This window comes from Robbsia andropogonis (genome assembly GCF_034047095.1).
Classification (GTDB): Bacteria; Pseudomonadota; Gammaproteobacteria; order Burkholderiales; family Burkholderiaceae; genus Robbsia; species Robbsia andropogonis.
Genome location: NZ_CP139164.1, coordinates 870,647 through 895,304, shown reverse-complemented (window position 1 = coordinate 895,304; position 24,658 = coordinate 870,647). Strand labels below are relative to the sequence as shown.

General features: G+C 56.6%; 35 protein-coding genes. 15 read left to right on the top strand and 20 right to left on the bottom strand.

The annotated features are described in order from the left end of the window. Positions 1-32: 32 nt before the first annotated feature. The 20 genes from SJQ66_RS03885 to SJQ66_RS03790 form a co-directional block, all read right to left on the bottom strand. Positions 33-1,064 (bottom strand): DUF2184 domain-containing protein, encoded by a 1,032-nt coding sequence (locus SJQ66_RS03885; RefSeq protein ID WP_320533659.1) that lies wholly within the window; start codon positions 1,062-1,064, stop codon positions 33-35. A gap of 12 nt (positions 1,065-1,076) precedes the next feature. Further along, on the bottom strand, positions 1,077-1,676 hold the full coding sequence (locus SJQ66_RS03880; protein WP_320533658.1) for a hypothetical protein: 600 nt from the start codon (positions 1,674-1,676) through the stop codon (positions 1,077-1,079). A 3-nt stretch (positions 1,677-1,679) separates the two neighbouring features. Then, entirely contained in the window at positions 1,680-3,002 is a 1,323-nt protein-coding gene (locus SJQ66_RS03875) for an NUDIX hydrolase (protein ID WP_320533657.1), read from the bottom strand. 1 nt (position 3,003) lies between these two features. Further along, positions 3,004-3,822, bottom strand: a complete 819-nt coding sequence (locus tag SJQ66_RS03870; RefSeq protein ID WP_320533656.1) for a hypothetical protein — start codon at positions 3,820-3,822, stop codon at positions 3,004-3,006. Then, positions 3,819-5,102, bottom strand: a complete 1,284-nt coding sequence (locus tag SJQ66_RS03865) for an anti-CBASS protein Acb1 family protein (protein WP_407691452.1) — start codon at positions 5,100-5,102, stop codon at positions 3,819-3,821. Before SJQ66_RS03865 ends, SJQ66_RS03870 begins: the two co-directional genes overlap by 4 nt. A 177-nt stretch (positions 5,103-5,279) precedes the next feature. Next, on the bottom strand, positions 5,280-6,437 hold the full coding sequence (locus SJQ66_RS03860) for a hypothetical protein (RefSeq protein ID WP_320533655.1): 1,158 nt from the start codon (positions 6,435-6,437) through the stop codon (positions 5,280-5,282). Between the two features lie 100 nt (positions 6,438-6,537). After that, a complete protein-coding gene (locus SJQ66_RS03855) occupies positions 6,538-7,011 on the bottom strand; it encodes a helix-turn-helix domain-containing protein (RefSeq protein WP_320533654.1) in 474 nt (157 codons plus the stop codon). 123 nt (positions 7,012-7,134) lie between these two features. Then, positions 7,135-7,320 carry a hypothetical protein gene (locus SJQ66_RS03850; protein ID WP_320533653.1) on the bottom strand — a complete coding sequence of 62 codons (186 nt, stop codon included), beginning with the start codon at positions 7,318-7,320 and terminating at the stop codon, positions 7,135-7,137. Beyond that, positions 7,317-7,649, bottom strand: a complete 333-nt coding sequence (locus SJQ66_RS03845) for a hypothetical protein (protein ID WP_320533652.1) — start codon at positions 7,647-7,649, stop codon at positions 7,317-7,319. The genes SJQ66_RS03850 and SJQ66_RS03845 overlap by 4 nt, the downstream gene beginning before the upstream one ends. A gap of 31 nt (positions 7,650-7,680) precedes the next feature. Further along, positions 7,681-8,028, bottom strand: coding sequence for a hypothetical protein (locus SJQ66_RS03840; protein WP_320533651.1), 348 nt, complete (start codon positions 8,026-8,028; stop codon positions 7,681-7,683). Between the two features lie 553 nt (positions 8,029-8,581). After that, positions 8,582-9,007 (bottom strand): hypothetical protein, encoded by a 426-nt coding sequence (locus SJQ66_RS03835; RefSeq protein ID WP_320533650.1) that lies wholly within the window; start codon positions 9,005-9,007, stop codon positions 8,582-8,584. Between the two features lie 161 nt (positions 9,008-9,168). Next, complete coding sequence (locus tag SJQ66_RS03830) at positions 9,169-9,522, bottom strand: Ref family recombination enhancement nuclease (protein ID WP_320533649.1); 354 nt, start codon at positions 9,520-9,522, stop codon at positions 9,169-9,171. Beyond that, a complete protein-coding gene (locus tag SJQ66_RS03825) occupies positions 9,522-9,935 on the bottom strand; it encodes a recombination protein NinB (RefSeq protein WP_320533648.1) in 414 nt (137 codons plus the stop codon). Before SJQ66_RS03825 ends, SJQ66_RS03830 begins: the two co-directional genes overlap by 1 nt. Then, complete coding sequence (locus tag SJQ66_RS03820; protein WP_320533647.1) at positions 9,932-10,297, bottom strand: hypothetical protein; 366 nt, start codon at positions 10,295-10,297, stop codon at positions 9,932-9,934. Before SJQ66_RS03820 ends, SJQ66_RS03825 begins: the two co-directional genes overlap by 4 nt. A gap of 110 nt (positions 10,298-10,407) precedes the next feature. After that, positions 10,408-10,683: a putative endonuclease domain-containing protein gene (locus SJQ66_RS03815; protein WP_320533646.1), complete on the bottom strand. Its 276-nt coding sequence runs from the start codon at positions 10,681-10,683 to the stop codon at positions 10,408-10,410. Between the two features lie 92 nt (positions 10,684-10,775). Next, positions 10,776-11,432 carry a DUF6475 domain-containing protein gene (locus SJQ66_RS03810; RefSeq protein WP_320533645.1) on the bottom strand — a complete coding sequence of 219 codons (657 nt, stop codon included), beginning with the start codon at positions 11,430-11,432 and terminating at the stop codon, positions 10,776-10,778. Beyond that, positions 11,419-11,661, bottom strand: coding sequence for a hypothetical protein (locus SJQ66_RS03805; protein ID WP_320533644.1), 243 nt, complete (start codon positions 11,659-11,661; stop codon positions 11,419-11,421). The genes SJQ66_RS03810 and SJQ66_RS03805 overlap by 14 nt, the downstream gene beginning before the upstream one ends. Then, on the bottom strand, positions 11,658-12,194 hold the full coding sequence (locus SJQ66_RS03800; RefSeq protein WP_320533643.1) for a YdaU family protein: 537 nt from the start codon (positions 12,192-12,194) through the stop codon (positions 11,658-11,660). The genes SJQ66_RS03805 and SJQ66_RS03800 overlap by 4 nt, the downstream gene beginning before the upstream one ends. A 6-nt stretch (positions 12,195-12,200) precedes the next feature. Continuing rightward, positions 12,201-12,512, bottom strand: a complete 312-nt coding sequence (locus SJQ66_RS03795) for a hypothetical protein (protein ID WP_320533642.1) — start codon at positions 12,510-12,512, stop codon at positions 12,201-12,203. Further along, the gene (locus tag SJQ66_RS03790; RefSeq protein ID WP_320533641.1) at positions 12,509-12,718 is read right to left on the bottom strand and encodes a helix-turn-helix domain-containing protein; all 210 of its coding nucleotides are present in this window, start codon (positions 12,716-12,718) and stop codon (positions 12,509-12,511) included. Before SJQ66_RS03790 ends, SJQ66_RS03795 begins: the two co-directional genes overlap by 4 nt. Positions 12,719-12,761: 43 nt before the next feature. Between SJQ66_RS03790 and SJQ66_RS03785 the strand changes: the two genes are divergently transcribed. From SJQ66_RS03785 to SJQ66_RS03715, 15 genes are all read left to right on the top strand, one after another. Continuing rightward, positions 12,762-13,499 carry an XRE family transcriptional regulator gene (locus SJQ66_RS03785; protein ID WP_320533640.1) on the top strand — a complete coding sequence of 246 codons (738 nt, stop codon included), beginning with the start codon at positions 12,762-12,764 and terminating at the stop codon, positions 13,497-13,499. Positions 13,500-13,934: 435 nt separating this feature from the next. Continuing rightward, positions 13,935-14,699 carry a hypothetical protein gene (locus SJQ66_RS03780; protein ID WP_320533639.1) on the top strand — a complete coding sequence of 255 codons (765 nt, stop codon included), beginning with the start codon at positions 13,935-13,937 and terminating at the stop codon, positions 14,697-14,699. Beyond that, entirely contained in the window at positions 14,696-15,103 is a 408-nt protein-coding gene (locus SJQ66_RS03775; RefSeq protein WP_320533638.1) for a hypothetical protein, read from the top strand. Before SJQ66_RS03780 ends, SJQ66_RS03775 begins: the two co-directional genes overlap by 4 nt. 725 nt (positions 15,104-15,828) lie before the next feature. Continuing rightward, positions 15,829-15,987: a hypothetical protein gene (locus tag SJQ66_RS03770; protein ID WP_320533637.1), complete on the top strand. Its 159-nt coding sequence runs from the start codon at positions 15,829-15,831 to the stop codon at positions 15,985-15,987. Positions 15,988-15,992: 5 nt separating this feature from the next. Then, the gene (locus tag SJQ66_RS03765; protein WP_320533636.1) at positions 15,993-16,160 is read left to right on the top strand and encodes a hypothetical protein; all 168 of its coding nucleotides are present in this window, start codon (positions 15,993-15,995) and stop codon (positions 16,158-16,160) included. Positions 16,161-16,985: 825 nt separating this feature from the next. Next, a complete protein-coding gene (locus SJQ66_RS03760) occupies positions 16,986-17,207 on the top strand; it encodes a hypothetical protein (RefSeq protein ID WP_320533635.1) in 222 nt (73 codons plus the stop codon). Then, complete coding sequence (locus tag SJQ66_RS03755) at positions 17,204-17,380, top strand: hypothetical protein (RefSeq protein ID WP_320533634.1); 177 nt, start codon at positions 17,204-17,206, stop codon at positions 17,378-17,380. The genes SJQ66_RS03760 and SJQ66_RS03755 overlap by 4 nt, the downstream gene beginning before the upstream one ends. Positions 17,381-17,562: 182 nt before the next feature. Then, on the top strand, positions 17,563-17,811 hold the full coding sequence (locus SJQ66_RS03750) for a hypothetical protein (RefSeq protein WP_320533633.1): 249 nt from the start codon (positions 17,563-17,565) through the stop codon (positions 17,809-17,811). Between the two features lie 298 nt (positions 17,812-18,109). Beyond that, on the top strand, positions 18,110-19,249 hold the full coding sequence (locus SJQ66_RS03745; protein ID WP_320533632.1) for a hypothetical protein: 1,140 nt from the start codon (positions 18,110-18,112) through the stop codon (positions 19,247-19,249). 15 nt (positions 19,250-19,264) lie between these two features. Next, positions 19,265-20,365 carry a RecT family recombinase gene (locus tag SJQ66_RS03740; protein WP_320533631.1) on the top strand — a complete coding sequence of 367 codons (1,101 nt, stop codon included), beginning with the start codon at positions 19,265-19,267 and terminating at the stop codon, positions 20,363-20,365. A gap of 2 nt (positions 20,366-20,367) precedes the next feature. Beyond that, on the top strand, positions 20,368-21,135 hold the full coding sequence (locus tag SJQ66_RS03735; protein ID WP_320533630.1) for a lambda exonuclease family protein: 768 nt from the start codon (positions 20,368-20,370) through the stop codon (positions 21,133-21,135). Positions 21,136-21,145: 10 nt separating this feature from the next. Then, positions 21,146-21,727 carry a hypothetical protein gene (locus SJQ66_RS03730; protein WP_320533629.1) on the top strand — a complete coding sequence of 194 codons (582 nt, stop codon included), beginning with the start codon at positions 21,146-21,148 and terminating at the stop codon, positions 21,725-21,727. 183 nt (positions 21,728-21,910) lie between these two features. Further along, positions 21,911-22,423, top strand: a complete 513-nt coding sequence (locus tag SJQ66_RS03725; RefSeq protein WP_320533628.1) for an HNH endonuclease — start codon at positions 21,911-21,913, stop codon at positions 22,421-22,423. Between the two features lie 2 nt (positions 22,424-22,425). Further along, positions 22,426-23,031 carry a hypothetical protein gene (locus SJQ66_RS03720; protein ID WP_320533627.1) on the top strand — a complete coding sequence of 202 codons (606 nt, stop codon included), beginning with the start codon at positions 22,426-22,428 and terminating at the stop codon, positions 23,029-23,031. A 479-nt stretch (positions 23,032-23,510) separates the two neighbouring features. Then, entirely contained in the window at positions 23,511-24,557 is a 1,047-nt protein-coding gene (locus SJQ66_RS03715; protein WP_320533626.1) for a hypothetical protein, read from the top strand. Positions 24,558-24,658: the final 101 nt, after the last annotated feature.

The following is a 24,658-nucleotide window of genomic DNA, read 5'->3' as shown; positions in this document are numbered from 1 at the left end:
GGTTAAAAAATGGGGCCGAAGCCCCTTCTACATCACGACTCGTAAGGCATATTCAGAATCGTTATCCCTTGCGGCCGAACACACCATCCCGATGAAACGCGCAACTCCTGAATTTCAGTGATTGCGCCGTCGGGCGTCGGCGTCGGGATCTTGATGGGCGCGGCCATGTCGGCATACATCAGATTCACAGCCTTCATGCTTTGCGAGACATCAGCAAAGACGTTCGTGTTGATCCCGGCGATATCAGGTTGCTCGACCTCGGGAATCGTCATGAGCACCGCATCCGCACCATTCGCGCCCTTACCAATGAGCGTATCGTCGTAGTACCACTCGATCTCATCGCCCATTTCCTCGACGACGTTTTGGATGACCTGGCCCGTGGTCGCCGTTCCAGCGCCGGGGCGCTGATATTGAACGACCTGCACGATGTTCGAGTACGTCATCGACATGAACACCCGCTGCGGGCTGATGATCACGACCTTATTCTTGATGTTGGCGCCGGACTGGAACATCCGCGTCTTCATCGCAACAACCTGCTGCAAAATGAACATGGCCATCTCGCCATTGTCATATGCGGTGACGGTCGTGTTGCCGTAGCTATCAGCCGGAAGCGTCACGCTTGTGGCGCCCACGGTGTTCAGCAAACCTTCGCCTTTAGACGGGCTGAATCCGTACAGCAGGCCGGTACGCATTTGCTGGTAAATGCCCGCGCGCTGCGCCAAGTCCTGGGCGGCTGGCAGGCCGATCGAGTACCGCGCAGCAGCAGCCATGTCGTGGCGATCCCAAATCGCACGAGTGCGGATTAAGTACGTCGCCGTTTGATGGTAATTGCCGATCAGCGTTGCGGACGGCAGGAATTGCGAAGATGCTTGCGACGCCTGCGCATCGGTGCGCATATCCAGCGCATTGATGTAGACGTACAGGTCATCGCTGCCGATCTTCACGCGGGGCTTTCCGCCCTGTAGGGCACTGAATGCGCCGGATGCCTGGGCATAGGTAACGATCAGCTCAGGCTCGGTGAAGCTCGGGGAGACCTTCGTCTGGGTCGGGAAAAAGTTTGGCATTGTGAAAGCCCCTTAGATCTGGATGATTGCAACAGCGCCAGTGGTCCACGAAAGCGCGCCAGTGGTCGAATCCACCTCCACAAGAGCGCTATTCGTATCGACCGCCAGCACCTTGCAAGCAAGCGCGCCTACCGTCGAGGAATAGGCGATAAGCTTGTTGTTCGTGAAATCCCACGACACCTGTTGGTTGGTTGCGCCGGAGTCCAGCGTGGCAATCAGCGACGTGTCGACCGGGACAACAATGCGAGCATTCGAGCCAAGGCGGAAGTAGCTGATCGTCATGCCGGCCGTCGCCATCTGCGCGCTATTGCCCGGCACGATCATCATGTTGTGCGCTTGATTGAACACGGTGAACGCGGTGATAGCCGAGTTCGATGCGGCCAGGGTCAACGTATTGCCAAAGGCATTCTCGCCGGGTGCGTTGATGCCTTCCGTGATCGGAAGGCCACCATACACCGCGCCCGTCACGCTCGATGCAATGCGCCCACTGAGTAGCCACATGCGCGAGGACGGATCGTCCAAAAACGCGCCGGCCACATAGCCCTGTTGCGACAGCAAAAACGAGTTTTGCGGAGCGCTCGTCTGCATCGGGTCAAAAGATACGGTTGCCATGCTTTACGCCCCTTTTTGCGCGCGGTTAAATTTCACGACTGCCCCGGATGCCTTGAAGCCTCCAAGCCACGCGTCCATGTCGCCCTTGAATTCGGTGATCGTCCGGCCGCCCTCTTGGCGGTTGATCGCGATCAGTCGGCCAGCAGGAAGCGCCTCGGGCTTCAGTGCTGCCGACTGTGCGTCGGCATAGATGCGATCCTCGATCAAATCGAAGGCCGCTCCGTCCACTGAATCAAGCTTCACGCCCTTCATGCTTTCGCTATGCTTCTGGAACTTAGCGGCAAGGCGCTTGCGGTATGAGACCGGGCTTTCTCCCGCCAGTGGTGCCGAGGCACTATCTCCGAACATCTGTGCAACGCCATCTGCACGCGCCTGCGCGGCAGACAGTGCATCGCGGTCGGAGGTCGAAAGCGGCGCGCTCAACACATTCATGCGGGCCTCCATCGCAGCAATCTGAGCTTTCAGCGCTGCGTTTTCCTTGGCCTGGGCGTCAGCACGAGCATCCGCCTTGGCCGCACCTTCCTTCTCGGCCGAATCGGCCTTGGCAGCTTCCTCGGCAGCCTTTTCCTTTTCGCCCTCTTTCACGGCTTCCTTTTCGGCGGCGTGCTCTTTCTCGCCGTCCTTTTCAGCTTCCTTGACCTCTTCCTTCTCGGAGTCGGCCTTAACTTCCTCGCCTATCTTGTCGCCGCCCTTGTTCTCGATCGAATCGAGGCGCGAGCAAGCCGCATCTACGCGCTTGATCAGCGAATCGGCCCATGCCGGAACTTCGTTTTCGTCCACGTTTGATTCTCCATTGTTGACACCATTTGGCTCGCCGCCCTTGTCCCACACGCCCACTTCGCAAATTGCAAGATGGTCGAGCAGCGACGGATCACCCTCCACCAAAACCGTTTTCCCATCGACCAAGATGGTTTCGGTCGAGCCGGCGTCACGGAAAACAACGGCCGGGCTTGTCGATGCGTGCGACGACTGCATCAAAGCAGCCGCGTCCGCGTCGTACACCTTTGCGATGCCCCACACCTCATCGCCTTTGATATAAGGCAAGATCAGGGTTCCTATGGCGCGATCGCGATATTCCTCGGTATTGAGAATGAGCGTCTTTTCGCCGGGATGCTCGAAAATGACGGGCAACCCGTTGCAGCGCTCCAAAAATTCATCGGTCAGGAAGCGTTCCGGGGGGCGCCAAACATATTCATCCAATCCTTCCCGGTAGCTCATCCCCGTTCCGGTCACACGAACATCAAACAGGGATAAGTTTTCGTACTGCTGTGGACTGGATAGCTCTCCCGAGCGTATTGCCTTCGCAACATCAAGTTCTGTCGTCATGTCATTTCCTGACCCGCGCCGCCTCAAGGGCGGCCTTGCCTTTTTCGGTCAGCATTTCGGGCGGAAGATCGCGCAGGTTGCGCATGTATTCATAGCTGCACCGGCAAAACGGCTCTTCGGCAGCCTGCGTTATCTGGTCGGTATAACCGGCAGCGCCAGTCTTAACCAAACCTTGCTGATGCGCCCAAGACCCCCTTATCAGGTAGATCTTGCCGTCCCGCTCCCTGTGATCTTCCCGATAGTCATACCCCGCTTGACGGAAGCGCGAATGCCATTTCCCGGCTATCGCGCCTGTCTGATCTGCAATGACCGAATTCACCGCCGATATCAGCTTGTGGCCCTGGTCGATAGAGAGGCGACGCGCCTCAAAAGACTGCTGTCGCAAAGGCTTGGATATGTGCGATTTGACCTCGCGCACATCGATAACACGCGAGCCGCCATCGGGAACAGAAGATGCCCAGCCGGCGAAGCGCTGAATCGTCTTTTCTATGCCCTGCTCTTTGTTCGCCTTTATCAGATCGGCGCTTGCCATGATCCGGCGATTAAGTTCAGCGCGGAAGCGAGGCTCAATGCGCTGCACTGTGTAGAGCGGGACGCCCGGATGAGAGCGCATTATTGCCGTCTTGGTCGTAGCCCGACGTAGCGCCGCTTCAAGCGCGGCGGCGATATCCGAATCCGCGCCCGCACTAGACGCATCCATAAGCGCCGCCAGACGAAGCCGCTTGATCCAAGATTGATATCGAGCAATATCCGAGAAGCCATTTTCCCGGATATCCCCAACCGCCTCGTCGAGGATTCCCTGAAAACGGCTTTTGCTCATTCTTCCCCCGATTCCGGTATTGGCTTATGCTCGTCGCTACCTTGCGGCTGAATGGGTGGCTCATAATTCATGAGCGCGTCTTCATCAAGCTCCAATGGGGCGGATACCAGCATCTTTCTAGCGTTCATTAGGTCCGCCAGCCACAGAGACGCGGTTGCTCGATTCTCAGGATCAAGGTTCGGGACCAAAACCTCGTACAGCGCTATGCCTGACTTAAGCACCTCCCCGTCGACCTTCACTTTCTCGCTATCCGGCTCCGTGAGAAGGTTAGGCCAAGTCGCCACAAATGAATTCTTCCACTCGTAAAATGCAGTCTTGTACGGCACGCCCTTGAACAGGTCCGGGAATTGCGCCTGCATCGTTTTATAGAATTCTTCGCTCCACGCGCGAGCCATCACGATGGAGTCGAAGTACTCGTATGCCGGGTCCATATCGGCCCGGATGCGATCAATGGCTTCCGCGACCATCTTTGCATCCTCCGACCCTTCACCAAAACCCTCGGCAAGCGTCTCCTGATTAATCAGGATCGCCGGGATATCTGCCGATGTTGCGATGTTCTTCATGCAATTGTTGCGCGCGAACTCCGCGGCATCCCGGACGTTCTTCAGGTCCAGCGACTCAATTGCCTCGTCGATACCGATGCTGATTACATTCCCGGTTTTCGCGCCTTGAAGAGACTTGCGCTTGAACCCAAACCACGACCGCGACTGCTGATCGATGACCGACCCAGGCGCTTTGATTTTCATCACCAAGAGCATTGCCTTTTCGGCAATAGCGTCGTCGGTGATCATCGTCTGGATATAGGTCTTGAGTGGGTACAGCGCGCGCTGATAGACAGAACGCCCAACGAACCCAAAGGCCGAGTTTGTGAACTCAATGTAGATCGGCTGTTCGTTGAGAATGGTTACCCCGCGCGACGGGTGATACGCCTTACCGCTCGACTCTACGTGCGTAGGCTTCTGGAAATCCGGAGAATTCGGATTCTGGTTAAGCACCATGCTCCCCGCGGTGTTGAGGGGGTCCAGAACGTTAAAGTACAGATCAGGCGATAGCTTTTGTTCGTCCGTCAGCGGCGCGCGCGTTTCCGCATCCGGCACGCCATTGACTATCGATGCGATGCCATATGCCCGAGCAAGCGTCATCAGATTGAGGATCGCTTTATCCGCGCCGATGCGCTTCCACTCATCATTGAACGCCTTCTGTAGCAATTCCTCCGGGCCGGCGCTGACCGTAATGACTCGCGGCTTGGACATCGCCATCTTCACCGGTCCGGCCGCCATCTTCAAGCCAAGCGGGTGATAGCTTAGGATCGTCTTGCACAATTCGTAGGAAGGTGCCGTGCCGGGCTCGATATCGTCGGCTGTCAAAAGGCTCATGAGCGCCGTCGATACGTTGCTTCCCACTCCGATGGTTGCCGCGCCGCCGTCGTTAATGCTAAATCCGCTCATTTGCCTTTCCTAATACCCGGTTGAGTCTCCCAGGCTGATCGCCACGCCATACGTAAATGTGTCGAGCAGATCCATGTTGTGAGGTGTCTTTTGCCCCATTCGGAATCCGCACACTTGGAACAGCATGTGATTTCTAACTTGGCCCTGATAGTTCGTCGTCTTGTCGTAAGCGTGTTGGCTGATCTTCACGTCCCCGCGATGCACATATCCGCTTACAGACAGCGCGCGGCCCTCCTTGCCCATGGAAGTAAGAGCCCCGTCAATTGCGTAGGCGGGCAAGCCCTTTCGCTGCGCCTGCTGCAATAGAACGATTCCCGATGCCTTGTCTTCAATCCACATGCCAACGTTGCCTTGGCGGGCGTTGGTCTGTGCCGCGAGGTCGTTGACACGCATATTGACGCTCGGCAGCCAGTCATCGAGCAGCGCGCCCTGAATCTGAATCACGTCCCAATCGAGCAGAATCAACTTATGCCCGTGGTACTTGTTCCGAGCGAAATACATAACCGCCGTGCCGTCATGCTCAAGGCCATCTTTTAGGGCCGTGTCGATGACAGCGAATACTTGATCGCACCGCGCCGGGAGGTCAACCGGCTTGCCGTCAACCAGCATCGACGATTCAGCGAAGAACGCCGAGCCGTTCCAGTCAACGAACTCAGCCAGATACTCCTGCTGAAACACGAGCGGCGCATTCGCAAGCCGGATTCGCTCGAACTCGTCAACAGGGAGAAAGGGATTTGTATTGGACGGCGCGTGATACTCCTTCCAACCCAATTCCTTGTTGTTGCAGATCTGCCAAAACCAGTTGCCAGGATCGACGCCGTTTGGCGTCGACATCGCCCAGGCCCAGCCACGAAAGTCAAAGAGCGTGGGCGCTATCGCCTTCGCCCATATATCGGGCATGTCGTCGCCGGCGAAGGCAGCTTCGTCCACCAGAACGCCGTGATACTTCCGTGACCGGCCCGCTTTCGGGTTGTTCAACGTCCAAAAGTCGATGCGGCCGCCGCCCATGAGGCGGATCAGCCCGTCTGTCTTATTGGAGTGCGCAGTGATCGGCGCAAGAGCATCCTCAAGCTCTCGGTACGTCTCCGACATGATTTTGTAGTCGGGAGCGAAGAAGCCCATGTACTGCCCGCGAGCAGCGCAACTCCCGGCAATGGATATCGCCATCTGCGTCTTGCCATACCGGCGCCCGCAGCGCAGCACGTTGAAGCGATCGCGCCCATCCCACGCGACCTGCTGTCCTGCGTGCAAGGTCGGGAGGGTTATTTCAATCCTTGGCATCGGGTACGCCGCCGTTCAAAACGATGATGGTTCGGTCATCCTTTAGCTCATCAGGCTGTTTCTCGCGCCATTTGTCGCGCTGTCGATTCTTCAGCCAGATAAAGGCAGCAGCGGTATCGGGCGGGTAATGCTCGACATATTCCCGCTCAATTACAGTCCCCTGAAACATAAAAAACTTGGACGCTGGATGGTTATATCCAATTGCCCTCTGATACAGGCGGTCAGCGACCTCTGCATCAGCCAAAATCTTCCCCTTTTTTATGGACTCAAAAAATTCGGGGAAATCGTTCTTCCAGTTATTGACGGTCTGCTCGGTCACCCCGAAGAAATCCGCCATTTCCTTATCGGTCGCCCCGAGCTTGCATAGCTTCTCGGCTTGAGCGGCGAACTCTGGCTTGTATTGGCTAGGCCGCCCCACCTGGCCGGACGCCTTCTCCCGGTCTTTGGCGGGTCTGCCCATATCTGAATCTCAGTTGTCCGCGCCTGCCGGTATCTCTCGCCAGAGGTAGGCCGGACCGCCACATCGCGGACTGCCGGTGTTATGGCGCACTTGCCGGCTTGCGCTGCCATTGCGGCGGGGAAGCTACTCGACCAGCCTCATCAAACGCTCGATTTCCCGTATCTCATCGCGCAACCAAGCGGGAAGAATCCGGCCACGCAATTTCCGCATGTGGCCCTTCGCCTTCTCGTGATCCAAGAGCGCGATGCATACCGGCACCTCTGGCGTCGCCTTTACCGCGACGCTTACTGTCGCGGCATAGGAACTCATTCCGCAACTACCGAAACGCCAACCGAAGCCGTGGCGGCGTAGGTTACCGTGGTCGTCGCGCTGACGAGTGCAGACGGCGTAAATGCATCAGCAGCTACTGCCGAGCCCAGCGCGGCGCCGGTAGAATCCAGATCCTGAACGCTCGGGATCAGCGATGCGTCAGCAACGCCGGTGAACGTGTGCGACAGGCCGGCAGACGCGTCGTCGTATGTGGCGACAACCGAACTGTCGGTTGCACTTAGCAACTGGAACCGGACGCCGCCAGCGGTCGTCCCCGAAGCGAGGTCTTTAGTTGCGGTCGTACGGGTTAGGGTTACGGCATAAGTCATGTCAGATTCCTTTGATTGAGAGGGTTGTGGGTCAGACGAGCTTCTTGGCAACAGCGACCAGATCGTCAAATACGATCTCGACATCGTGGCCAGACGCAACCAGCAGCGCCTTGACCTTCGCCAGCACAGCATCGCTCGATGCCGTCGCCGCGGCCGTTGCGGCCTTCGTGGCAGCAGCCGTCGCTGCCGATACGGCCGCCGCCTGATTCGCTGCCGCTGTCGCTGCGTCTACCGTCGTCGCTGCCGTGGCCGTGGCCGGGCTCGCCGTGGCAGCAGGCGCAGCCGCGCTCACAGCCGAATCGGACGCCGCTGCGCCCGTCGTTGCGTCACTCATCGTCTTTTTCCTGAAAATGGATTCGAGCCAACTGAAGAATTTCATGGCCTTTCCTGGCCGCTCAGCGGCCCCAAAAATTAGAGCCCGCGCGGCTTTCACCGGGCGGGCGGGGGATTTCCAGTTGTGGATGCGCGTCTCACGACGTGGCGCTACGGTGCAACGCGTAGAAAAAGAAACGCCCCACGGACAGAAGTCACGCAGGGCGTTTAACAGGGGTTATCTTAAAACAAGGGATCGACCTACCCCATCGTGCGTCGAATGCGCGCATCGGAAACTTCGCCAGCAATCATCACATCTACCGGCGATCCATCCGCGCGTTCGTGCCTGTGAATGCGGTATGTCGTATATTCCGGCGAATCGCCAAATTCGTTGTTCGTCTCGATGCGGAAAACGATCACACCTTCTGGCACTCGAATTTCTTTCCCGTCTGCCGGGCCTCCGAAGAAGCGCATAACTCGAAGCCCAACCCCGTTAACGCAAAAAGCCCGCGGAATGCGGGCTCCTGTCTATCCAAAAGCACTTATCTCTGGGCGCGACCCCGCCGCCATTTGGCAGCGGAGAAGCACGCAACAGGGCGGCAATCAGTCATCTATAGCGACTATAGAGCAAGTTCTTCTGGTTTACAAGACGATTCCGAAAAATTTCTATTAGAAACAACGGGCAGCAATCGGATTAGCTCTGTGCTTATGTCGCGATGTGCGTTTTGCAATACAAATCCAATCAAATCGCGCCGGACGCGCGCTCCGTGCTTGCGCCACATGGTCGTTTGCAGGGCGCCTGGGTCCATATTCTCGACGTACCAGGCTTTAAGCGCCGTCTTGTTCGGCTCGTTCGTCATTTTGCTCCACGCCCGTTCGACATCCCACGCGTCCCGCTCGTCGCGCGTGATGTGTGCCGGCGGCTCGCTGTTGCCATGATCGCGGATCGCGACGTACCACTGCGCCCAAAGTGCGCATGTGCCCGCTTTGAATCGCGGATCGCGCACGACGCGGCCCCAATTTTCCAGTCGCTCTTCCAACGTCATAGCTTTTCTCTCCGAATATTGCTTGCACCGGCGTCCCGGCCGCTTTCCCGCGTCACATGCGGGCAACCCGAAAATCGTTGATGCGTGTCGGCACCCTTTGCACCCTGCCGACTCGCGCCTTTCGTAAATCAGCGCGGGATCTGCATAGTCGCGGCGCCGCATCAAGCGACCTCCAGCAGCATTCGCCGCACTTGATCAAGTAATTCCGCCTCGGTGCCGAAATTGGCTTCCCAGGTTTCCTGCCCCGCGTGAATGGCAATGCCGTGGCCGCCGATACGATGATGCGGCGGGCAAAGCGGTATCGTGTCCACGTGCGCGGCACGCTGCCCGGCGCCAGCCGAGAAGCGGACATGATGAACTTCTGCTTCACAGAACCCGTAACCCAGGTTCCAGCAGACGATGCACCCAATCCTGGCGACTGCCCCCATGTGGCGCTTTTCGGCCGCTGTCGCGCGCTTCTTGGCGGCCTTCTTCTTAAAAGGTGCCCGGTTGAGTGGTGCCGATCGTCGTAGCATTAGGAAAACTCCACGCCGAGTTCAGCCGCCGCATACGCTTGTATCTGGTTGAGGTAGTCGCTAAATTCTCCAACTGTCATCAGTGTCGTGCTCTTTCGGCGTGTGATGATCTCGCCGTCGGGCAGCGTCATTTCCTCGCAGACGCCGTATTGGCGCGCGAAGTATTCGTGCCAGGTGTCCTTGTCGAATTGACGGCCATTAACCCATGCTTGCCCGCTGATCTGCGTGAGGACTGCGCCCCAGTAAAAACGGTTCTGCTGGGCGTTGCGCTGCTTTTCCTCCGCAGTAACGATCACCCGCAGCGGCTCGCCACGGTCCGCGAAGATCTTGGCATTGGCCCGGACGAAAGCAACGACGTTTGACCACATGCTGCCGTTGCGAAGTGTGAATTCGCGATAGAGGGCGGTGGTCATGCCGTCACCCCCATCCAAACGAAGTGCAGCGCAAACGGGTTGCCTCGAAAGCGCACCAAGTGCGCCACAAGGCCGCTTAGAATTACCTTCTGTTCATCGAGCATTTCGGCGCGTTGAGCGGCGTCTATCCATCGGCACTCGCCGCTCTTTTCACTTGTGACGACCTTATCCGGCGCATCAGATATCTCGTAGACTGGCGTGCCATATCCGCGATAGCTTCCGTTCACGCGATTCGGCAGCACGTCTACCAGACGAATGCGGGGCATTCCCAATATTTCCTGCTCAAGACGGTACATCTGCAACTCACGAACTATTGCGCCACGACTGCATCCGGCTTGCTTTGCAAGGTCTTCTGTAGACATAGGGCGTGTCGAAGATTCGAGGATCGTCAAAACCCTTTCCCGTACCGTCGCCGCTGATGAGCGCTGGACCCTCTTCTTCGGCGCGGCTGCTTCCTTACCAGTTGCCATGCTCATGCTGTTTCGACCTCCGCGAAAACAGTCAACATCGTCTTGATCGCAGTGCCGTCGCGCACCTGATCGCCCGTGAAACGAAAAACTCTGTAGCCGAGCAGAGCGGCCAGATTTTGCTTTTCGCAATCCCTAGTGAATCCCACTCCACGCGTATGCCTGCCGCCGGACCACACGCCGCCCTCGATTTCGACCAGCACCATCCGCTTAGGCCAAGCGAAGTCCGCGCGGAAGCGCCGCGGCGCAGCGAAAACAAACTCACGCTCAAAAGTCGGCAACGAAGATGCCCGGCAATGCAGCGCGAATACTTCCTCAAGATGGCTGACGGGGAAATGCGCCCGCGCGTGCGCGCGCGTTTTATTAGGGGCGGTCATAGGGCCTCTTGGTCAAATCCGCCGGATAACCTTTCAATCACGTTTGCTGCAACTGAAAGCCTCGTAAAACCGATTTGAGCGTCCTTGTTTCCGTTCATGAGAACCTGACGGCACTTGCTCGCATCCCCAATCAACACAGGCTCCTGCGTGCGATATCCACTCCTCTGGTTCTGCGCGTCGCTGATGCCGACAAGCACTGGCAGATATGCGGGGGTCTCGCTCCGGACCTTGCAGCCTCGGTACCGGGTTACAAACTCGTTCCGCACGAACGGCCATTCGTCCTCCGTTTTCGCTCCTAGCGGCACCCAACCACCCATGTCCGTCAATACGTGGTGAATCAGCGGATCATCGAACACCACGCTGGCGTACGTACCAACCTGGCGCAGCGCCTTATCAACCTTCGCCCACGCGACCAGCGCTGCATCCTGACTCGTTCCGCCAAGCATCTTCACGATGTCGGCGGGCTTCGGCATAAACTGCCCTGTGTCCGGGTTCACCGTGTGCCGCCCGAACGCATCTGCAATAGCCGACAAGTCGTACGTGCGCATCGCCTGAGCCCACACACTCGCCGCGAAGTCCGAGAAATCCTGGCGATAAAACGCGTGAACATCGGCCAGCAATTTCGTGAACGCTTGCATGTCAGTGGCGAGCATGATCAAACTCCAAGGTCAGCCGTTCGGCGGCGCGTTCCGCAACTTCGCGATTCTTGGCCTCCAGGGCCTCTTGTCGGTTGGGATACTGCGGCGAGGCGCGCGCGCCGTTGGCGGTACTGCGCAGCCAGGCAGCCTCGAACCCCATCCAACCACGCGAGCATTCGGTCCTCAACGCGTCGCCAAGCGATATTCCGGCCTTTGCGGCCTCGGATGCCCGCTCGTTGATCACGGTCTCGGTGATCGACGCCCGCTTGGATTTCCGATGAGTAATCCAATCGTCGATGACTTGTTGGTCGACGCCAGAGGAAGACAGGCGCGCTTGCGCGTCGAAGCGCGGAGCGCGTTTTGTTTTTGTCTTTTCTTTTGGTTCTTGGTTCTTGGTTCTTGGTTAGCATTGCCTTCGCTATGCGTTCGCATTTCATTCGCATCGGCATTACCCTTCTCCTTGTCCCAGCGAGCTTTTGCCGATGCGCGCGCACTCTCGCCTTTGGCGCGGTACTTGGCAATTACCACCTCACATCGCTTGTGCACATACCCATCTTCCGTGCGCTCAAAGAAGTCCTGCAATACGTTTTCGAACGACTGCACTTCGTCAGCAGTGCGAACGCTATGCGACCGCATTAATTTCGCATGATCTAAAGCAAGGGGCCTCTCATCAAGGTAGTAGGTGTCGAGAAGCGACCGGTATATGCCGTGCTCAAGCAACGTTAGATGCCCGGTGTCTTTGCGGTAGTCACCGATGTTGTGGTCGTAGTAGTGCATGCCACCTCACTCGTCCCAGCGAAGCTGATCAACGGAACTCATTCCGCGCAGTGAGCGCTGGGCCAGCGTAAAGATTGCTTCAATGTCCTGTCGCGGATAGCACTCGTAGGCAATCGGGACGCACTTAACGCCTGCCGCCGCCATGATCTTGCAGGCGCGCTCCAACGCATCCTCTTCCGAGCAATACCGCGACAGCGTCGTCGGCGAAACGCCGATTTCCTGTGCGATGCGGTTCTGGCCGACCTGCGCAATCGCGTTGCGAAAGATCGACTCGTTCTTTCGTGCCCTTGCGTCGGTAGAAGGCGAAGATGTGCTCATGACGTTGCCTGTTCTTGTTCTTTGCACTCAGCGAGAAACAGGAGTTGGATTGCAGCCGCTGTACTGGCCTTGCAATCAATCTGCCCATGCAAGATGCGGTTGACCGTGGGCTGAGAAATGTTCAGCCGCTTGCCTAGTTCGACCTCACCCCAGCCCGTGATGGCTTTGATGTGGCGAAGCTGTTGGGTGTGGAGTGGTGTGTTCATGCATTGAAATATACACAGATGCATATATCGGAGCAATACCTAAATGCATAATTTTTTGCAAACCATATATACGGGGACGTATATTTCGCTAATGATGATCCAAGACCGCCTTCAGGCCCGCATGGATGCAATGCGCATTCGTGGCGCAAGTGACTTGGCACGCCGAGCAGACGTGCCCCAACCCACCGTCCACCGCATCTTGTCCGGGAAAACAAAAAACCCTGACTCCGATACGGTGGCAAAGCTCGCCGCCGCCCTTGGGACAAACGCGGATTGGCTGCTGACGGGCAATGGCGTGCCGCCGGCCGAGCCTCAGATCGTGTTATGGGATAGTCCGGAGGATTTGCCTCAAGACGACAGTCGTGTGTGGATCAGCCGCTACGACTACTCATTTTCGGCTGGAGAGGGCCGCTTGCAGTGGGAGGTGCGCGAGAAAGGCGCCCTTCCATTCACTACCTCGTTTTTTAAGGCTATTGATAGCAACCCAAGGAATTGCAAGCTCATGTCTGTTCGTGGCAACAGCATGGAGCCGTTTTTGTTCGACAAAGACCTATTTATGGTGGACGAAAGCAAGAGTGCTGTCCGCGATGGCCGTATTTATGCGCTCCATTTCGCAGATGATTGCTATATCAAACAGATATTCAAGCTCCCCAGCGGCGGTTTGACGCTCCACTCCTACAATCCCGCCTACCCGGATCGAGCCGTCCCGCCTGAGGACATGGATAACGTCAAGGTCATTGGAGAGGTCGTGTACCGCTCTGGCGGGGGGTTCCGCGCCTAATTCGAGCGGGTTGTCAGCATATCTTGATCTGGCTGCTCCCTTCTATCCCGTTGGCGATCAAAGTACTGCATTGATGCGCGGCACAGGAATGAAGCGCGATTTCTATCAGCAAATTTGACTGGTCAATTAATGGGCGTATGCTGAAATTGTTTCAGTATCCAAGGGGAGTATTTGACTGCCCGGGCGGGTGCGGTAAAATAGTTGCACTCATCCCATTCAATGGGTTCGTTCGCACTTTACTTTTGAGGGCATATGATGATCTCGAATCGAAAGGACAGTTTTGTGGGCGGGGTCTTGGCGGGATTGGCTGCTACAGCAAAGTTGTTTGAGACCCCCCGCTATACGCGCACGACCGGCACCGATTTGGAAAGAATCAGGGGCGACGTTCGCGCGGTTGGCGGCGATTTCCGTGTCGTGATCGAAAAGCAGCCCTAGATGTTCACTCCCCTCCCTCAACTCAAGACGAACAGTCTCATAGATCGAATCAATGGTCTTTCCGGAGGTACGCGCTTCATAGACCCTGAGGGCGGAGATATCCTAGCAACTCAATGGCACAGCATTCATGATGATTTAGTGCCGCTGTTCAAGGTTGCTGCTCGGGAGGCTTGGGCAGTTCGCGGAGCACTTTACGGATTGTCGGGAAATCGTGACGAGATGGAGCGCAGCTTTCATGCGAGCGACAAACTGGGATTTGACCTCTTTACTCAACTGAACTGGCTTCACAACCGAGCTAGGCTTGGGATGTTCTCCAAGGCCCAAGATCTGTATCTAATGCACTGTTCGCCAGAGAAGGGGCAGTACACGACCATGGCTGGGTATGGATTTGCAACAGGCAGTGTTCACACATCAGTTGTCTTTGCCGGAAGGGCTATCGCTATGGGTCTCATAAAACAAGAGGCTGCGCACGACGAACTCCAGAATGCTTCGGAGTTACTAAAATCACGTGGAATAAGTGAGGGAGAAGTCGCGCGGCACTTAGATATAGCGGGCAACATTTGTCATAAACATGGGTATGTATCAAACGTAGCGATGCATGTCACGCTTGCGGGGGAATTCTTCTCTGGCGTGACATATGCTTTGCAAATTCCGGCATCCACTAGCGAGGCTTTTGAGCTAAACATGGAACTCGCTGAAGCGGAGGAATCGGCGGGCATCCAACGCCACGTTGAGTACGATGTGGTATTTCGGGTTCTTCAATGAGCGCAACACCACAACAAATGCTTGATTGCGCGAAGGAGATTTGCGCTATAGGAGAGGTAGAAACTACTTATCGTGCGACGATCAGCCGCGCATATTATGCAGCCTATCATGCCGCTTTAGAATTTCATGCGCGGCTGCCGGTACCCGGGTCTGTTGGAGTGGCGACTGGGTACCACACTCAACTCATCGCGCAACTGTCAACCCCTGGAATTGGCAAGAAAAATAAGAAATTCTTTGTGTCGCAGGCGATGGCTAAATCGCTTAGACCATTGGTTGATGCTCGCGTTGATGCCGACTATAAACTGGGCGTGACAATAAATAAAGAGCTAGCATTGAGTATTGTTAACCAAGCATCTGAGATCGTGGCGCAGGCCGCCAAATATACCGGCATCACCGCCGATTAGTAATCTTGTACTGCCCGCAACTCCTGCGGTCCCGGCCATCTCTGCCTCAATACGCCCCGCCCGCTCATGCGGGCGTTTTGCTTTCTTCCCTCCCCTGCTGCGCCGCTCTAGGGCGATCCTGGCCCTCATTTCACAATTCCGCGCCTCCTCACTAGAAACGTTCGGCTGAATTTGCCTCGCCGCGACACCTAGTTCTAGCCCAATCTGCTGGCTATGCGTCGACGAGATAATTTATGCATCTATGCATTGACAGGAGATATTCGTTTGCGTATATTTCTATTCAAGCCAGCCACGCGCCAGCCCGCCAGACTCACCGGCCGCTCATTAAACCTGTCAGAAGCGATATCACCGGCGAGAAGCCGGACGCGCAAGTGCGCGTGGGACGCAACCCTCTACTCCCGAGAAAGAAGACCAGAGGCTATTCCGCAGGGCCTGCACGATGGGTCGTGTATAGAACCTGAGCGGAATTGATACACCCTGTCGCGTTACTGCGAGCCGATCTGATCGGGAGTAGCGCAGAACGCGGCAGCGCAGCATTTATCAATGACGTGCGAGACACGTTATCGCTAAGTACTGCCAACACTTTTCGAGATAGGAAATGTTGATTTGGATTTTAGAAGGCGCTGTGATCACTGAGGGCATTGCCCTCGTCATTCTCAGCGCTGCATACATGGATTTGCGTCGGAAGACGCGAGATTGATCAACGCATATGCAGGGGAACGGAAATGAACGCAGAAATCAGCGCAAAAATCAGCGCACGTATCTTTGTCTTGATGGCCGGTGGAATGGGTGTTATGGCTGCATTCAAAGAAGTTTGCGGTTCGGACAAGGTTGACGCAATGATTGGCGATCTTTACGAGGCGCTGCGCGCGAAAGTGCAATGACTGGGATGAGGTTGCTGATCGCCCCTAACGGGGCGGTTTGCATGTGGCGACATCCTCTAGAGATGGAAGGCTTTGAAACTTGGACTGATGCGACTGACCTGGACGACGAAGAGTTTTCCAGCTTGGTTGAAAAGCTAAACAAGCCAAGCAAAGAGCATTTCGGCATCGAATAACCAACCCTCCCCGCGCTGCGGCTCATCGCAAAGGCTTTCTCAGGATGTTGATCCTCTCCCTGGTCATGGTGACGCTGTGCATAGCGTACTTCATTGACCGAAAACCCCTGCGCTTCTTGCCGCCAGACGGCGTGCGTGAGGCTCGACCCTGGCAGACCGAATACGGTTAGCTAGTGCGTGTAGCGCTGATGCACCAGCGCTACACGCGCCCCAATACACCTGAGCAGTTATGCATATCTAGGGCGTAGCGAGGTCAGCCGAAAACCTCGATCAACACCGTGGAGCATGCCATGAAGTTGTTCTTGTAAATCACTGCCGGCGAAAGCCGGATGCAGCACCCACAGCGTGCCGACGGCCCGTCGCTAAGGGCATCCCCACTACTCAACAACAAGCACCCAAGCGTCGCGAGTCGGCTCTTGGGTGCTTGTTGTCGCCCATAAAAATAGCAGGAACACCAAATGGAAAACTTCCCTGTCTTTTTGGCAGCGATGGCTATTGCCATTCCCATCGTTTCCGCCTGCGGAACGGCTGACCCTGCGCCGTTCGCTGCAACCGGATTTAACGGGACTTCAGTGCTGCCGCCATGCACGTTCCTGTGCGGCTCGACAGGCACAACCGGCACAACAGGCAGCGCGACCACCGGCACAACCGGTACGACGGGGACACGATGAACGCCCTAATTATCGCCCTCCTTTATGGCGCGGCCGGAGCGTTTCTCATGGCGAAAACAAGAGACCAGAACCCTGAAAAGCAGTTCTCGAAGCTCGGGACGTTCGCTGTGGTTCTGCTGTGGCCGGTATGCGTGTTTCGCGGAGTGTTCCATATATGACCAGCCACACACCCAAACCAACGCAGCAGCGCTACGTCTACATCGTCGAGCCCGCAGCGCCGAAGCCTGAAAACGTCGTGACGCTTGGCGAGCAAGAGATTGCCGAGTTTCAACGCGAGTGCGTTGCTGCTGGCCGTGCCGCTGCCTTGCGTCGCCGGGTAAATGCGATATCCGATGCGGTTCCCTGCCAATTTCCTGTTTTGAAGGTGGTTTCATGACGCCTACAGAAGAATCCTTGGCTTTGATGGAGAAACTTGGCGGGGATTTTGCCAAGGTAATGGCTGACGCATACCGGCTTGCGGACGCGATTAACCGAATCAAACTTCTTTCGGTATTTGGCGATCTGTACGGGCGCTACGTGCTGATGGCTGAACAAAAGACGAGAGCCTGACATGTTCCGTTTCGACTATGCCCCCGAGGATCACGCGCGGTACTACGTTGACCCTGAGCTTGCTTGGTGCCCGTGCTGCCGCGCTGAACGTCGGGTTGAGCGTGTCGAGCATTTAACAGTGTGCGGGCCGATCGTTGACGCAGAGTGCGTCGTGTGCGGCACCGCTTGTGTGGAGAGATTTGATGAGTGAGACCGAAGTACGTCATGCGATAGCCGGAGCCTTCATGTTCGGTTGGCAGGGCAATAACAAGCCACCAAGTGACGCGCACTGGCTTTCGGAATGGTGGGAGCGTGGTCGTATTGCCGCTGAATTGACGGATCAATGCGCACGTCGCCTAGCCGAACTGGACTTCCTAGACAAGCCGACAGACGCGCAACGCGCCGAGCGCGCAGAACTCTTTGCGCTGTTGCAGCGGGCGCGGGGTGAGTGACATGACCATGATCTGCGATCGCTGCGGACAGACCGGAATTCGTTGGATGGGCTCGATATCGAATCTCACGCACACCGAGTGCCCGCACTGCGGAGGCACGAATTGTCAGCGCGGCGAAGTGCTTGAGGATGAAGAACAAGAAGATGAGGCCGACGAATGACGCCCAACTATGAAATAGAGCGCACTGCCCCACGCCGCCGCATCCATTGGGGCTCGTTCGCGGCGGGCGCGGTGGCGATGCTCGTCGTCCTATCAATTTGGAACGCAATCTCACCAGCCTAATTCTGAGGAAAAAGTCATGAACGACACCGCAGTAGTCGACAAGGCAGCGGAAACGAAAGCTCTGACTGTGATCGAGCGCGCCGTGCAGGCGTTGGGTTCGACGAAATACGAAGCCGACCTTCGCGAGTTGATCGGCAACACGTCGAACATCACCGAGGTGCGTAACACTGCTGGCCGCGATCAGGCGCACGCAGCGGCCATGCGCTTGAAGAGCACTCGCGTGGACATAGAGAAGGTCGGCAAGTCTGCACGCGACGATGCTACCAAGTTTTCGAAGGCCGTCATTGCCGAGCAAACGCGCTTGGTCGACATGATCACCCCAGAAGAAACCAGGTTGCTCTCGCTGCGCGACGCATGGGACGAAGCGCGGGCCGCTGAGAAGCGCGCCAAGGAAGAAGCCGAGCGTCAGCGCCAGGCCGCAGTGCAAGCGGCGATCGACAACATCCGCCAGTTTGCGGTGCGCGTATCGGGCAAGAGTGCTGCCGATATCGATCACGCCTCCGTCGAACTGGATTTCCTGACGCTAGACGAAGCCACGTTTGGCAAGCGTCTAGAGGAAGCAGTTGCGGTTCGCCTCGAAACGATGGACACCTTGGCCAAAATGCACGACCGGGCGATCGAGGCCGAGGAAGCTGCTGCCGCCGAGCGGCAACGCGCGGAAGCCGCACGCATCGAACAGGAACGCATCGCCGCCGAGCAAGCCGCCGCGGCAGAGCTTCTGGCTGCGCGTCAACGTGAACTAGACGAAGCCGAGGCACGTGCCCGTGCCGCGCGCGCCGAAGAGGATCGCAAGGCCCAGGCGGCACGGGACGCTGCCGACCGTGAGCAGCGCGAGGCCATGGTCGCACGTCAGCGGGAATTGGACGCCCAGGAAGAGCGCCTGCGCGCCGAGCGCCGCGCTGCCCAGGAAGCCGCCGATGCGCAAGCCGCTGCCGCACGCGCCGCCGAACAGAAACGCCTTGATGAAGAAGCCGCTGCACGCCGTGCCGCCGAGGAAGCAGCGCACGCCGCTGACATCAAGCTCCGCGACGCTGCCCCGGCGCTGCTCGCCGCCCTTCGCGCGATGGTCAACAAAGCCACCAAACAGAACTGGAACGACGCATATGCCGAAGTGCTGCAACAAGCCTTCGATGCCATCGAATCCGCCACCGCCTAAGCAGAGCACATCATCATGACAGAGCAAAACACTCAAGCCATCGCCGTGCGCGAACCCGAAGTCGTCGACTCACTGCCTGAAATCAGCACGAACACTGCAAACCTGATCATGTCGCGTGAATCTATGCAGAACGCGCTCGCTTTCGCAGAAGTGATGGCGTCCGGCATGTCCACCGTTCCCAGGCACCTACAGAAAAATCGCGGCGACTGCCTCGCCATAACCATGCAGGCAATGCAGTGGGGCATGAACCCGTTCGCGGTAGCGCAGAAGACACATTTGGTCGGCGGCATACTGGGATACGAGGCTCAGCTAGTGAATGCGGTCATCGCATCGCGCGCACCAGTGACTGGTCGCATCAACTACGACTGGTTTGGCGACTGGGATAAGATCGCTGGCAAGTTCAAAGAGATTCCGGCCAAGAACAACCCCGACGAGAAACGCATAGTCCGCGACTGGACGGTCAAGGAAGAAGAAGGTTTGGGCGTCAAAGTTTGGGCAACGTTCAAAGGCGAGGATTCGCCGCGCGAATTGCGCTTGCTGCTTTCTCAAGCGGGCGTCCGTAACTCGCCGCTATGGGGCCAGGACCCGAAGCAGCAACTGGCCTATCTCGCGGTCAAGCGCTGGGCGCGCCTCTATTGCCCTGACGTCATCCTAGGTGTCTACACACCGGACGAAATAGAGGATGGGACAAGTCTGAGCCGCGCGCAACCGGGTCGCGCGGAAGTCATCAGAAATGAACCGGAACCGGCAAGCGAAGCGCTCCTCAAGAAGGCACATTCAGCAGCCGGAAAAGGTGTTGAAGCGTTCCGAGAGTACTACAAGTCAGTACCGCGCGACGACCGCTACAAACTGGCCCCGCACATGGATGACCTAAAACAAGCATCCGAGGACGCCGAAAAGAAGCGCGCGCCCAAGCCCGACGAGGCTGCGCCCGCTGGCGACGCTCCGGACGTGACCCCTAAGATCGTCGAAGACTGCCTGAACGCTGCATTCGAAGGCGGCGATATCGATGAGCTACACACTGCCGCCGACATGATCCGCCAAGTCAACGGCGAAGCGCATCAGGAAGTGTTGACCAAGCTGTACCACGACCTGCGCAGCAAGATGGAGGGCTAATCGTGCGATTGATCCATTGCGACCAAGGCAGTCCGGAGTGGCACCAAGCGCGCGCTGGCTGTATTACCGCGTCGATGTTCAATGTTGCGCGGCAGCGTGTCGATGGCCTCGACGAGAAGCAACAAGCATTCGTCGATGCGAGGCTTAGCGGCTTGACCGAATCCGAGGCGATGGCTGCGGCAGGCTATCGACAGATGCCACGCGCTGACGCGGTGTTTCGTGCGATCGCTGGCGAACCGGTTGGCAAGCCATCCGAAAAAGCGATGGATTACGCATTTCGCCTAGCAGTCGAACGTATCAGCGGCGTGCCGCTCGACGAAGGCTACGAGACGTGGCAGATGCGCCGTGGGCATGAACTTGAGCCGATGGCGCGCGCAGCCCACGAGATTGAAGCTGGCGTGATCGTTGATCGCGCTGGTTTCGTCACGACCGATGACGGACTGTTCGGAGCCAGCGCTGACGGATTCATCGGCAAAGACGGCGGAAGCGAATACAAGTGCCTTGTATCACCAGAAGGATTGCGGAACGTCTTGTTGCACAACGATATCAGCGAATTCGAGGATCAAATTCAGGGCTGCATGTGGATCACAGAGCGCACTTGGTGGCACTTCGCACTGTACTGCCCTGCCCTTGAGTCGATAGGAAAGCACCTGTACTGGCGCGAGGTAAAGCGCGATGACGACTACATCGAGGCCCTAGAGAAAGACCTTATCGAGTTTGAACGTCTAGTGTCGCATAACCACGCGCTGCTGCTCAAGCAAGCTGCCTAACCGAGAAAACATGAACAACAAACAACTAGCACAAGCACTGCGCGCGATCCGCATCGCCGCCTTGCCCATCAAAGATCGCGCTGCTGTTTTGAATGCTGCGGAAGCGCTTGAGATTGGGGAAGCGCAGCCGGTGACGGATGAGCGCAATGGTTTTGATGTTGCCTTGAACGCACTGGCCGAGTTTGAACGAAATTGGGACACAGGTGCTGAGCATCCATATGCGGAGATGTCACGAATTGAAATGGAGGGTGCTTGCGAAGCTGTACGCGGCGCATTGAACGAAGCCCGTGCCGCCCGAGCCGCCGCTGCGGGGGATGAGAAGCGCGATGCGGAAGAATTCCCGCGTTTCACATTGTCAGGCCATGAACTGCTTGCAGCGCTTGATTTCATCGCGCCGGACCGCGATACACCCGAGCATGCCGATCAATTGGATGGCGAAGTGACTATCCAATACGGAGACGGACATACCGGAAAAGGCTATTACGCATGGTGTACCGACTATGCGGACGAGGGCTCTGTGTTTTTGAGTACGCCAGCAGAGGGAGCGCCTGCCCCCGCTATCGCTGCTGCGAGCAAGGGGGATGGTCAATGATCCGATTCATCATAAAGCGCCGTTCGCTCGATCAACACATAGATCTAAAGACGGAGGATTTCTACACCGTCGATTGTGATGTGCCTGAGTTAGAGGCGGCCCTGTCGAGAGGCGGTCATGGAACTTACGGGTTTGAAGTACACGATTTGATTGGCGTGGAGATTCTGAGCAAGGGGGATGGTCATGAGTAACGATGCTATGCGGGGAGTCGTTGAAGTAAGCATGGCTCGCGGGGTTATAGCGCTTATCGACGAAGAAGATTCGGCACTAGTTTTTTCCCGTCGATGGTATGCCAGCAACTGGGGATACGCGAAAACTTCGATTGTGGATGGCGACGGCAAAAAGACCGAGACATCGATGCATAGATTTATTCTCGGCTTGAAAAATGGTGATGGTAAAGAAGTGGACCATATAAACGGCAACCGACTCGACAACCGTCGAATCAATCTGAGAATCTGCTCCCACGCCGAGAACATTAGAAACCGTGGGGCATTGCGCACAAACAATTCGGGCTATAAGGGGGTCTACTGGGTTTCCGCAAGAAAGAAATGGCGATCCAGTTTGTGGTTCGACGGAAAGTTTTTCCACGTTGGCTATTTTACGTCACCACAGAGTGCCTATGAGGCGTATTGCATTAAAGCGAAAGAGTTGCATGGAGATTTTGCAAATCTCGGCGTACCGATGATGGAGGCATAAAAATGGACAAGAAAGCCGCGCCCTCGCAGAACGAGGCGATCGACCACATGAGCGATGCTTTATTAGATGCAAACATAACGACCCGTTTCCGGAGCCTATGTAAGGCAATTGGCTATCCTGATCCGACAAATGGCCGTGACGTCATGGCTGTAGGTATTTTGTTTTCAGCATTCGGGGCAATGGCAAGCATGGTTGAACGCGCCGCACCCGCGCAGAGCGAGGCGAAACCGGTGTCTGTGCCAGACATTACCGATGCGCCTGTTGGGGCTGATGCGCTGGAAGGGTGGAAGTTTAAAAAGTGTGGAGACGGAACATACTGGGCCGTCTTCACGCCCGAGGGTTGTTTTGCGCTGGCACGAGATGCAGACGACGAACTCAGTTCGAGCCGTATCCTTGCGCAGCTTGCCGCCCTTCTCGCCAAGCGAGGTGAATCGACTACTGGATCGGATGCGGAGCAAGCAGAATGGTATCGCTGGCTTCGTGATGAATCTGGTTGGGAAAAGGGCTTGTATGTCGGCTCCGAAGGTGCGCACGAACTTGCTAAGGGTGATTTCCTGGATCAGGTATGCCGTACCGCCCTTCTCGCCAAGCGAGGTGGGGCGTTATGAGTCTATACGAGTGGGCGGGGAAGATCGTTCTGCTCTGGGGATGCTTTGTGCTAGTCCTGGCCGCGATATTTAGTTCGATCGAATTTGCTGGCAGAGCGTGGTGCGCAAGCTATCAATGGGCGTACCTTATGCGCGCCATTCGAGAGTACGGAGAACGCCATCCGGAAGAAAAGGCAAAAGCACTCGGAGAGAAAGAATAATGCGCACAGATACATACGGCAAGCGAGGTGAAGCGTGATCTACACACTCATCATGACAATCGTTTTTAGTTCGAGTGGCTCGGCATATAACCCTCGTGTGTTTTCTCACATAGAACACGACTATTCGTCACGAGAAGCATGTCAGCTTGCATATCGTATTGCTCGTGAGCAAGCGTCGAAACTAGCAAACTACGGCGCAGCTACTTCCGCAACCTGCCTTGAGAGCAAGAAACCATGAATCAACGCACAGATACATACGACCCGGAATTGCTGCTCGCAATGCTGAAGTCTGCGTCGCAAAGCAAGCGTATCGCGCATGAAGGTGTGCGCGAGATACTTGATAGTGGGCGGGAATACGAGCCTGATGACGCAGAAGGTCTCTGCGAAGGATTGCTAGGCGATGCCCGGTTGCTTGAAAAGGCTATCGCGGCGCTCGAACGTCAGGCCGCGCACGCAAGCGCGCAGAGCGAACGCGCTGCTGCGCTAGACGACTTATCGACTCTGGTTCGTCGCTTAGTCCGAGAACTCCGCAAAGCCTCGCCAAGTAACGACCTTTCGCAAAAGGCACTGGACTATTTGGAGCGCGCGGGATTGAAGCCGAACGTTTTGCGTGAAAGCGCGCAGAGCGTTGAATGTCAACATCGCATTGCAGACGCACGCAATCCCGTTGTGAAGTCGGGTTACATATGCGTCGATTGTGGTGCCCTTTTTAGTGCTGCGGATCACTCGGGTGAAAGCACGCAGAGCGAACGCCCGGTTGATGAGGCCGACATCGAAGCTGTTGTACGAGCAGTGAAAAAAGAAGGCGTTCCGGCAGACTTAGCAGACGCCGTTGCAGTCTCCGCAATCGATGCGCTTATTGCACGGGGGTGCCACGCACAGAGCGCCGAGGGTACGCGCATTCCTGGACTCGGAAGCATGACTGACGAAGACGACGGATTCGTAACTTTGCAATTCAAGGATGAATCGGCTGCACAAGATTTTATGATGTCCTACTCGCCGTCGGTGTCGATCAAAGACATGCCGGAAATTGATAGGCAAGAGACGAGCGAGCAATTGGAAGTGATACTGGAAAACTTTGCGCGTGTACAGGCCGAGCGAGATTCAATCGCCGAAGAAGTAGCGCGCCTTACAAACGAGAATTCTGTACTTCGCTTGCAGTTAAAGCAGAGTGTTGAGCCGGCCGATGTGCGTGATGCTGTGCTTGAGGAGGCAGCGGACGCAGTATGGCAATACCGAAGCGGCGAAACTATCAGTAAGGAACTGATGTGCGACATAGCGGCAATCTGCGCGCTCGTGCGTAACATGAAATCGAAGAGGGCGTGATGCGTAAATGGACGCTACTGCTACCCGCCTTTCTCTACTTGAGACTTGTTCGATCGAAATGCCAAGTCGTGATGTGGGGCGGCGTACCGCTCGCAGAAGAC

Excerpts from the sequence above, each read along its gene's own strand:
- SJQ66_RS03855 (WP_320533654.1), bottom strand. The coding sequence starts at position 7,011 with ATGGGCAGACCCGCCAAAGACCGGGAGAAGGCGTCCGGCCAGGTGGGG.
- SJQ66_RS03825 (WP_320533648.1), bottom strand. The coding sequence starts at position 9,935 with ATGACCACCGCCCTCTATCGCGAATTCACACTTCGCAACGGCAGCATG.
- SJQ66_RS03770 (WP_320533637.1), top strand. The coding sequence starts at position 15,829 with ATGAACGCAGAAATCAGCGCAAAAATCAGCGCACGTATCTTTGTCTTG.
- SJQ66_RS03755 (WP_320533634.1), top strand. The coding sequence starts at position 17,204 with ATGACGCCTACAGAAGAATCCTTGGCTTTGATGGAGAAACTTGGCGGG.
- SJQ66_RS03795 (WP_320533642.1), bottom strand. The coding sequence starts at position 12,512 with ATGAGCACATCTTCGCCTTCTACCGACGCAAGGGCACGAAAGAACGAG.
- SJQ66_RS03785 (WP_320533640.1), top strand. The coding sequence starts at position 12,762 with ATGCATAATTTTTTGCAAACCATATATACGGGGACGTATATTTCGCTA.
- SJQ66_RS03870 (WP_320533656.1), bottom strand. The coding sequence starts at position 3,822 with ATGAGCAAAAGCCGTTTTCAGGGAATCCTCGACGAGGCGGTTGGGGAT.
- SJQ66_RS03780 (WP_320533639.1), top strand. The coding sequence starts at position 13,935 with ATGTTCACTCCCCTCCCTCAACTCAAGACGAACAGTCTCATAGATCGA.
- SJQ66_RS03820 (WP_320533647.1), bottom strand. The coding sequence starts at position 10,297 with ATGTCTACAGAAGACCTTGCAAAGCAAGCCGGATGCAGTCGTGGCGCA.
- SJQ66_RS03750 (WP_320533633.1), top strand. The coding sequence starts at position 17,563 with ATGAGTGAGACCGAAGTACGTCATGCGATAGCCGGAGCCTTCATGTTC.
- SJQ66_RS03775 (WP_320533638.1), top strand. The coding sequence starts at position 14,696 with ATGAGCGCAACACCACAACAAATGCTTGATTGCGCGAAGGAGATTTGC.
- SJQ66_RS03880 (WP_320533658.1), bottom strand. The coding sequence starts at position 1,676 with ATGGCAACCGTATCTTTTGACCCGATGCAGACGAGCGCTCCGCAAAAC.
- SJQ66_RS03810 (WP_320533645.1), bottom strand. The coding sequence starts at position 11,432 with ATGCTCGCCACTGACATGCAAGCGTTCACGAAATTGCTGGCCGATGTT.
- SJQ66_RS03725 (WP_320533628.1), top strand. The coding sequence starts at position 21,911 with ATGAGTAACGATGCTATGCGGGGAGTCGTTGAAGTAAGCATGGCTCGC.
- SJQ66_RS03760 (WP_320533635.1), top strand. The coding sequence starts at position 16,986 with ATGACCAGCCACACACCCAAACCAACGCAGCAGCGCTACGTCTACATC.
- SJQ66_RS03715 (WP_320533626.1), top strand. The coding sequence starts at position 23,511 with ATGCTGAAGTCTGCGTCGCAAAGCAAGCGTATCGCGCATGAAGGTGTG.
- SJQ66_RS03840 (WP_320533651.1), bottom strand. The coding sequence starts at position 8,028 with ATGAAATTCTTCAGTTGGCTCGAATCCATTTTCAGGAAAAAGACGATG.
- SJQ66_RS03745 (WP_320533632.1), top strand. The coding sequence starts at position 18,110 with ATGAACGACACCGCAGTAGTCGACAAGGCAGCGGAAACGAAAGCTCTG.
- SJQ66_RS03765 (WP_320533636.1), top strand. The coding sequence starts at position 15,993 with ATGAGGTTGCTGATCGCCCCTAACGGGGCGGTTTGCATGTGGCGACAT.
- SJQ66_RS03845 (WP_320533652.1), bottom strand. The coding sequence starts at position 7,649 with ATGACTTATGCCGTAACCCTAACCCGTACGACCGCAACTAAAGACCTC.
- SJQ66_RS03730 (WP_320533629.1), top strand. The coding sequence starts at position 21,146 with ATGAACAACAAACAACTAGCACAAGCACTGCGCGCGATCCGCATCGCC.
- SJQ66_RS03830 (WP_320533649.1), bottom strand. The coding sequence starts at position 9,522 with ATGCTACGACGATCGGCACCACTCAACCGGGCACCTTTTAAGAAGAAG.
- SJQ66_RS03835 (WP_320533650.1), bottom strand. The coding sequence starts at position 9,007 with ATGACGTTGGAAGAGCGACTGGAAAATTGGGGCCGCGTCGTGCGCGAT.
- SJQ66_RS03865 (WP_407691452.1), bottom strand. The coding sequence starts at position 5,102 with ATGGCGGCCGGACCGGTGAAGATGGCGATGTCCAAGCCGCGAGTCATT.
- SJQ66_RS03720 (WP_320533627.1), top strand. The coding sequence starts at position 22,426 with ATGGACAAGAAAGCCGCGCCCTCGCAGAACGAGGCGATCGACCACATG.
- SJQ66_RS03850 (WP_320533653.1), bottom strand. The coding sequence starts at position 7,320 with ATGAGTTCCTATGCCGCGACAGTAAGCGTCGCGGTAAAGGCGACGCCA.
- SJQ66_RS03875 (WP_320533657.1), bottom strand. The coding sequence starts at position 3,002 with ATGACGACAGAACTTGATGTTGCGAAGGCAATACGCTCGGGAGAGCTA.
- SJQ66_RS03740 (WP_320533631.1), top strand. The coding sequence starts at position 19,265 with ATGACAGAGCAAAACACTCAAGCCATCGCCGTGCGCGAACCCGAAGTC.
- SJQ66_RS03860 (WP_320533655.1), bottom strand. The coding sequence starts at position 6,437 with ATGGCGATATCCATTGCCGGGAGTTGCGCTGCTCGCGGGCAGTACATG.
- SJQ66_RS03885 (WP_320533659.1), bottom strand. The coding sequence starts at position 1,064 with ATGCCAAACTTTTTCCCGACCCAGACGAAGGTCTCCCCGAGCTTCACC.
- SJQ66_RS03790 (WP_320533641.1), bottom strand. The coding sequence starts at position 12,718 with ATGAACACACCACTCCACACCCAACAGCTTCGCCACATCAAAGCCATC.
- SJQ66_RS03800 (WP_320533643.1), bottom strand. The coding sequence starts at position 12,194 with ATGCACTACTACGACCACAACATCGGTGACTACCGCAAAGACACCGGG.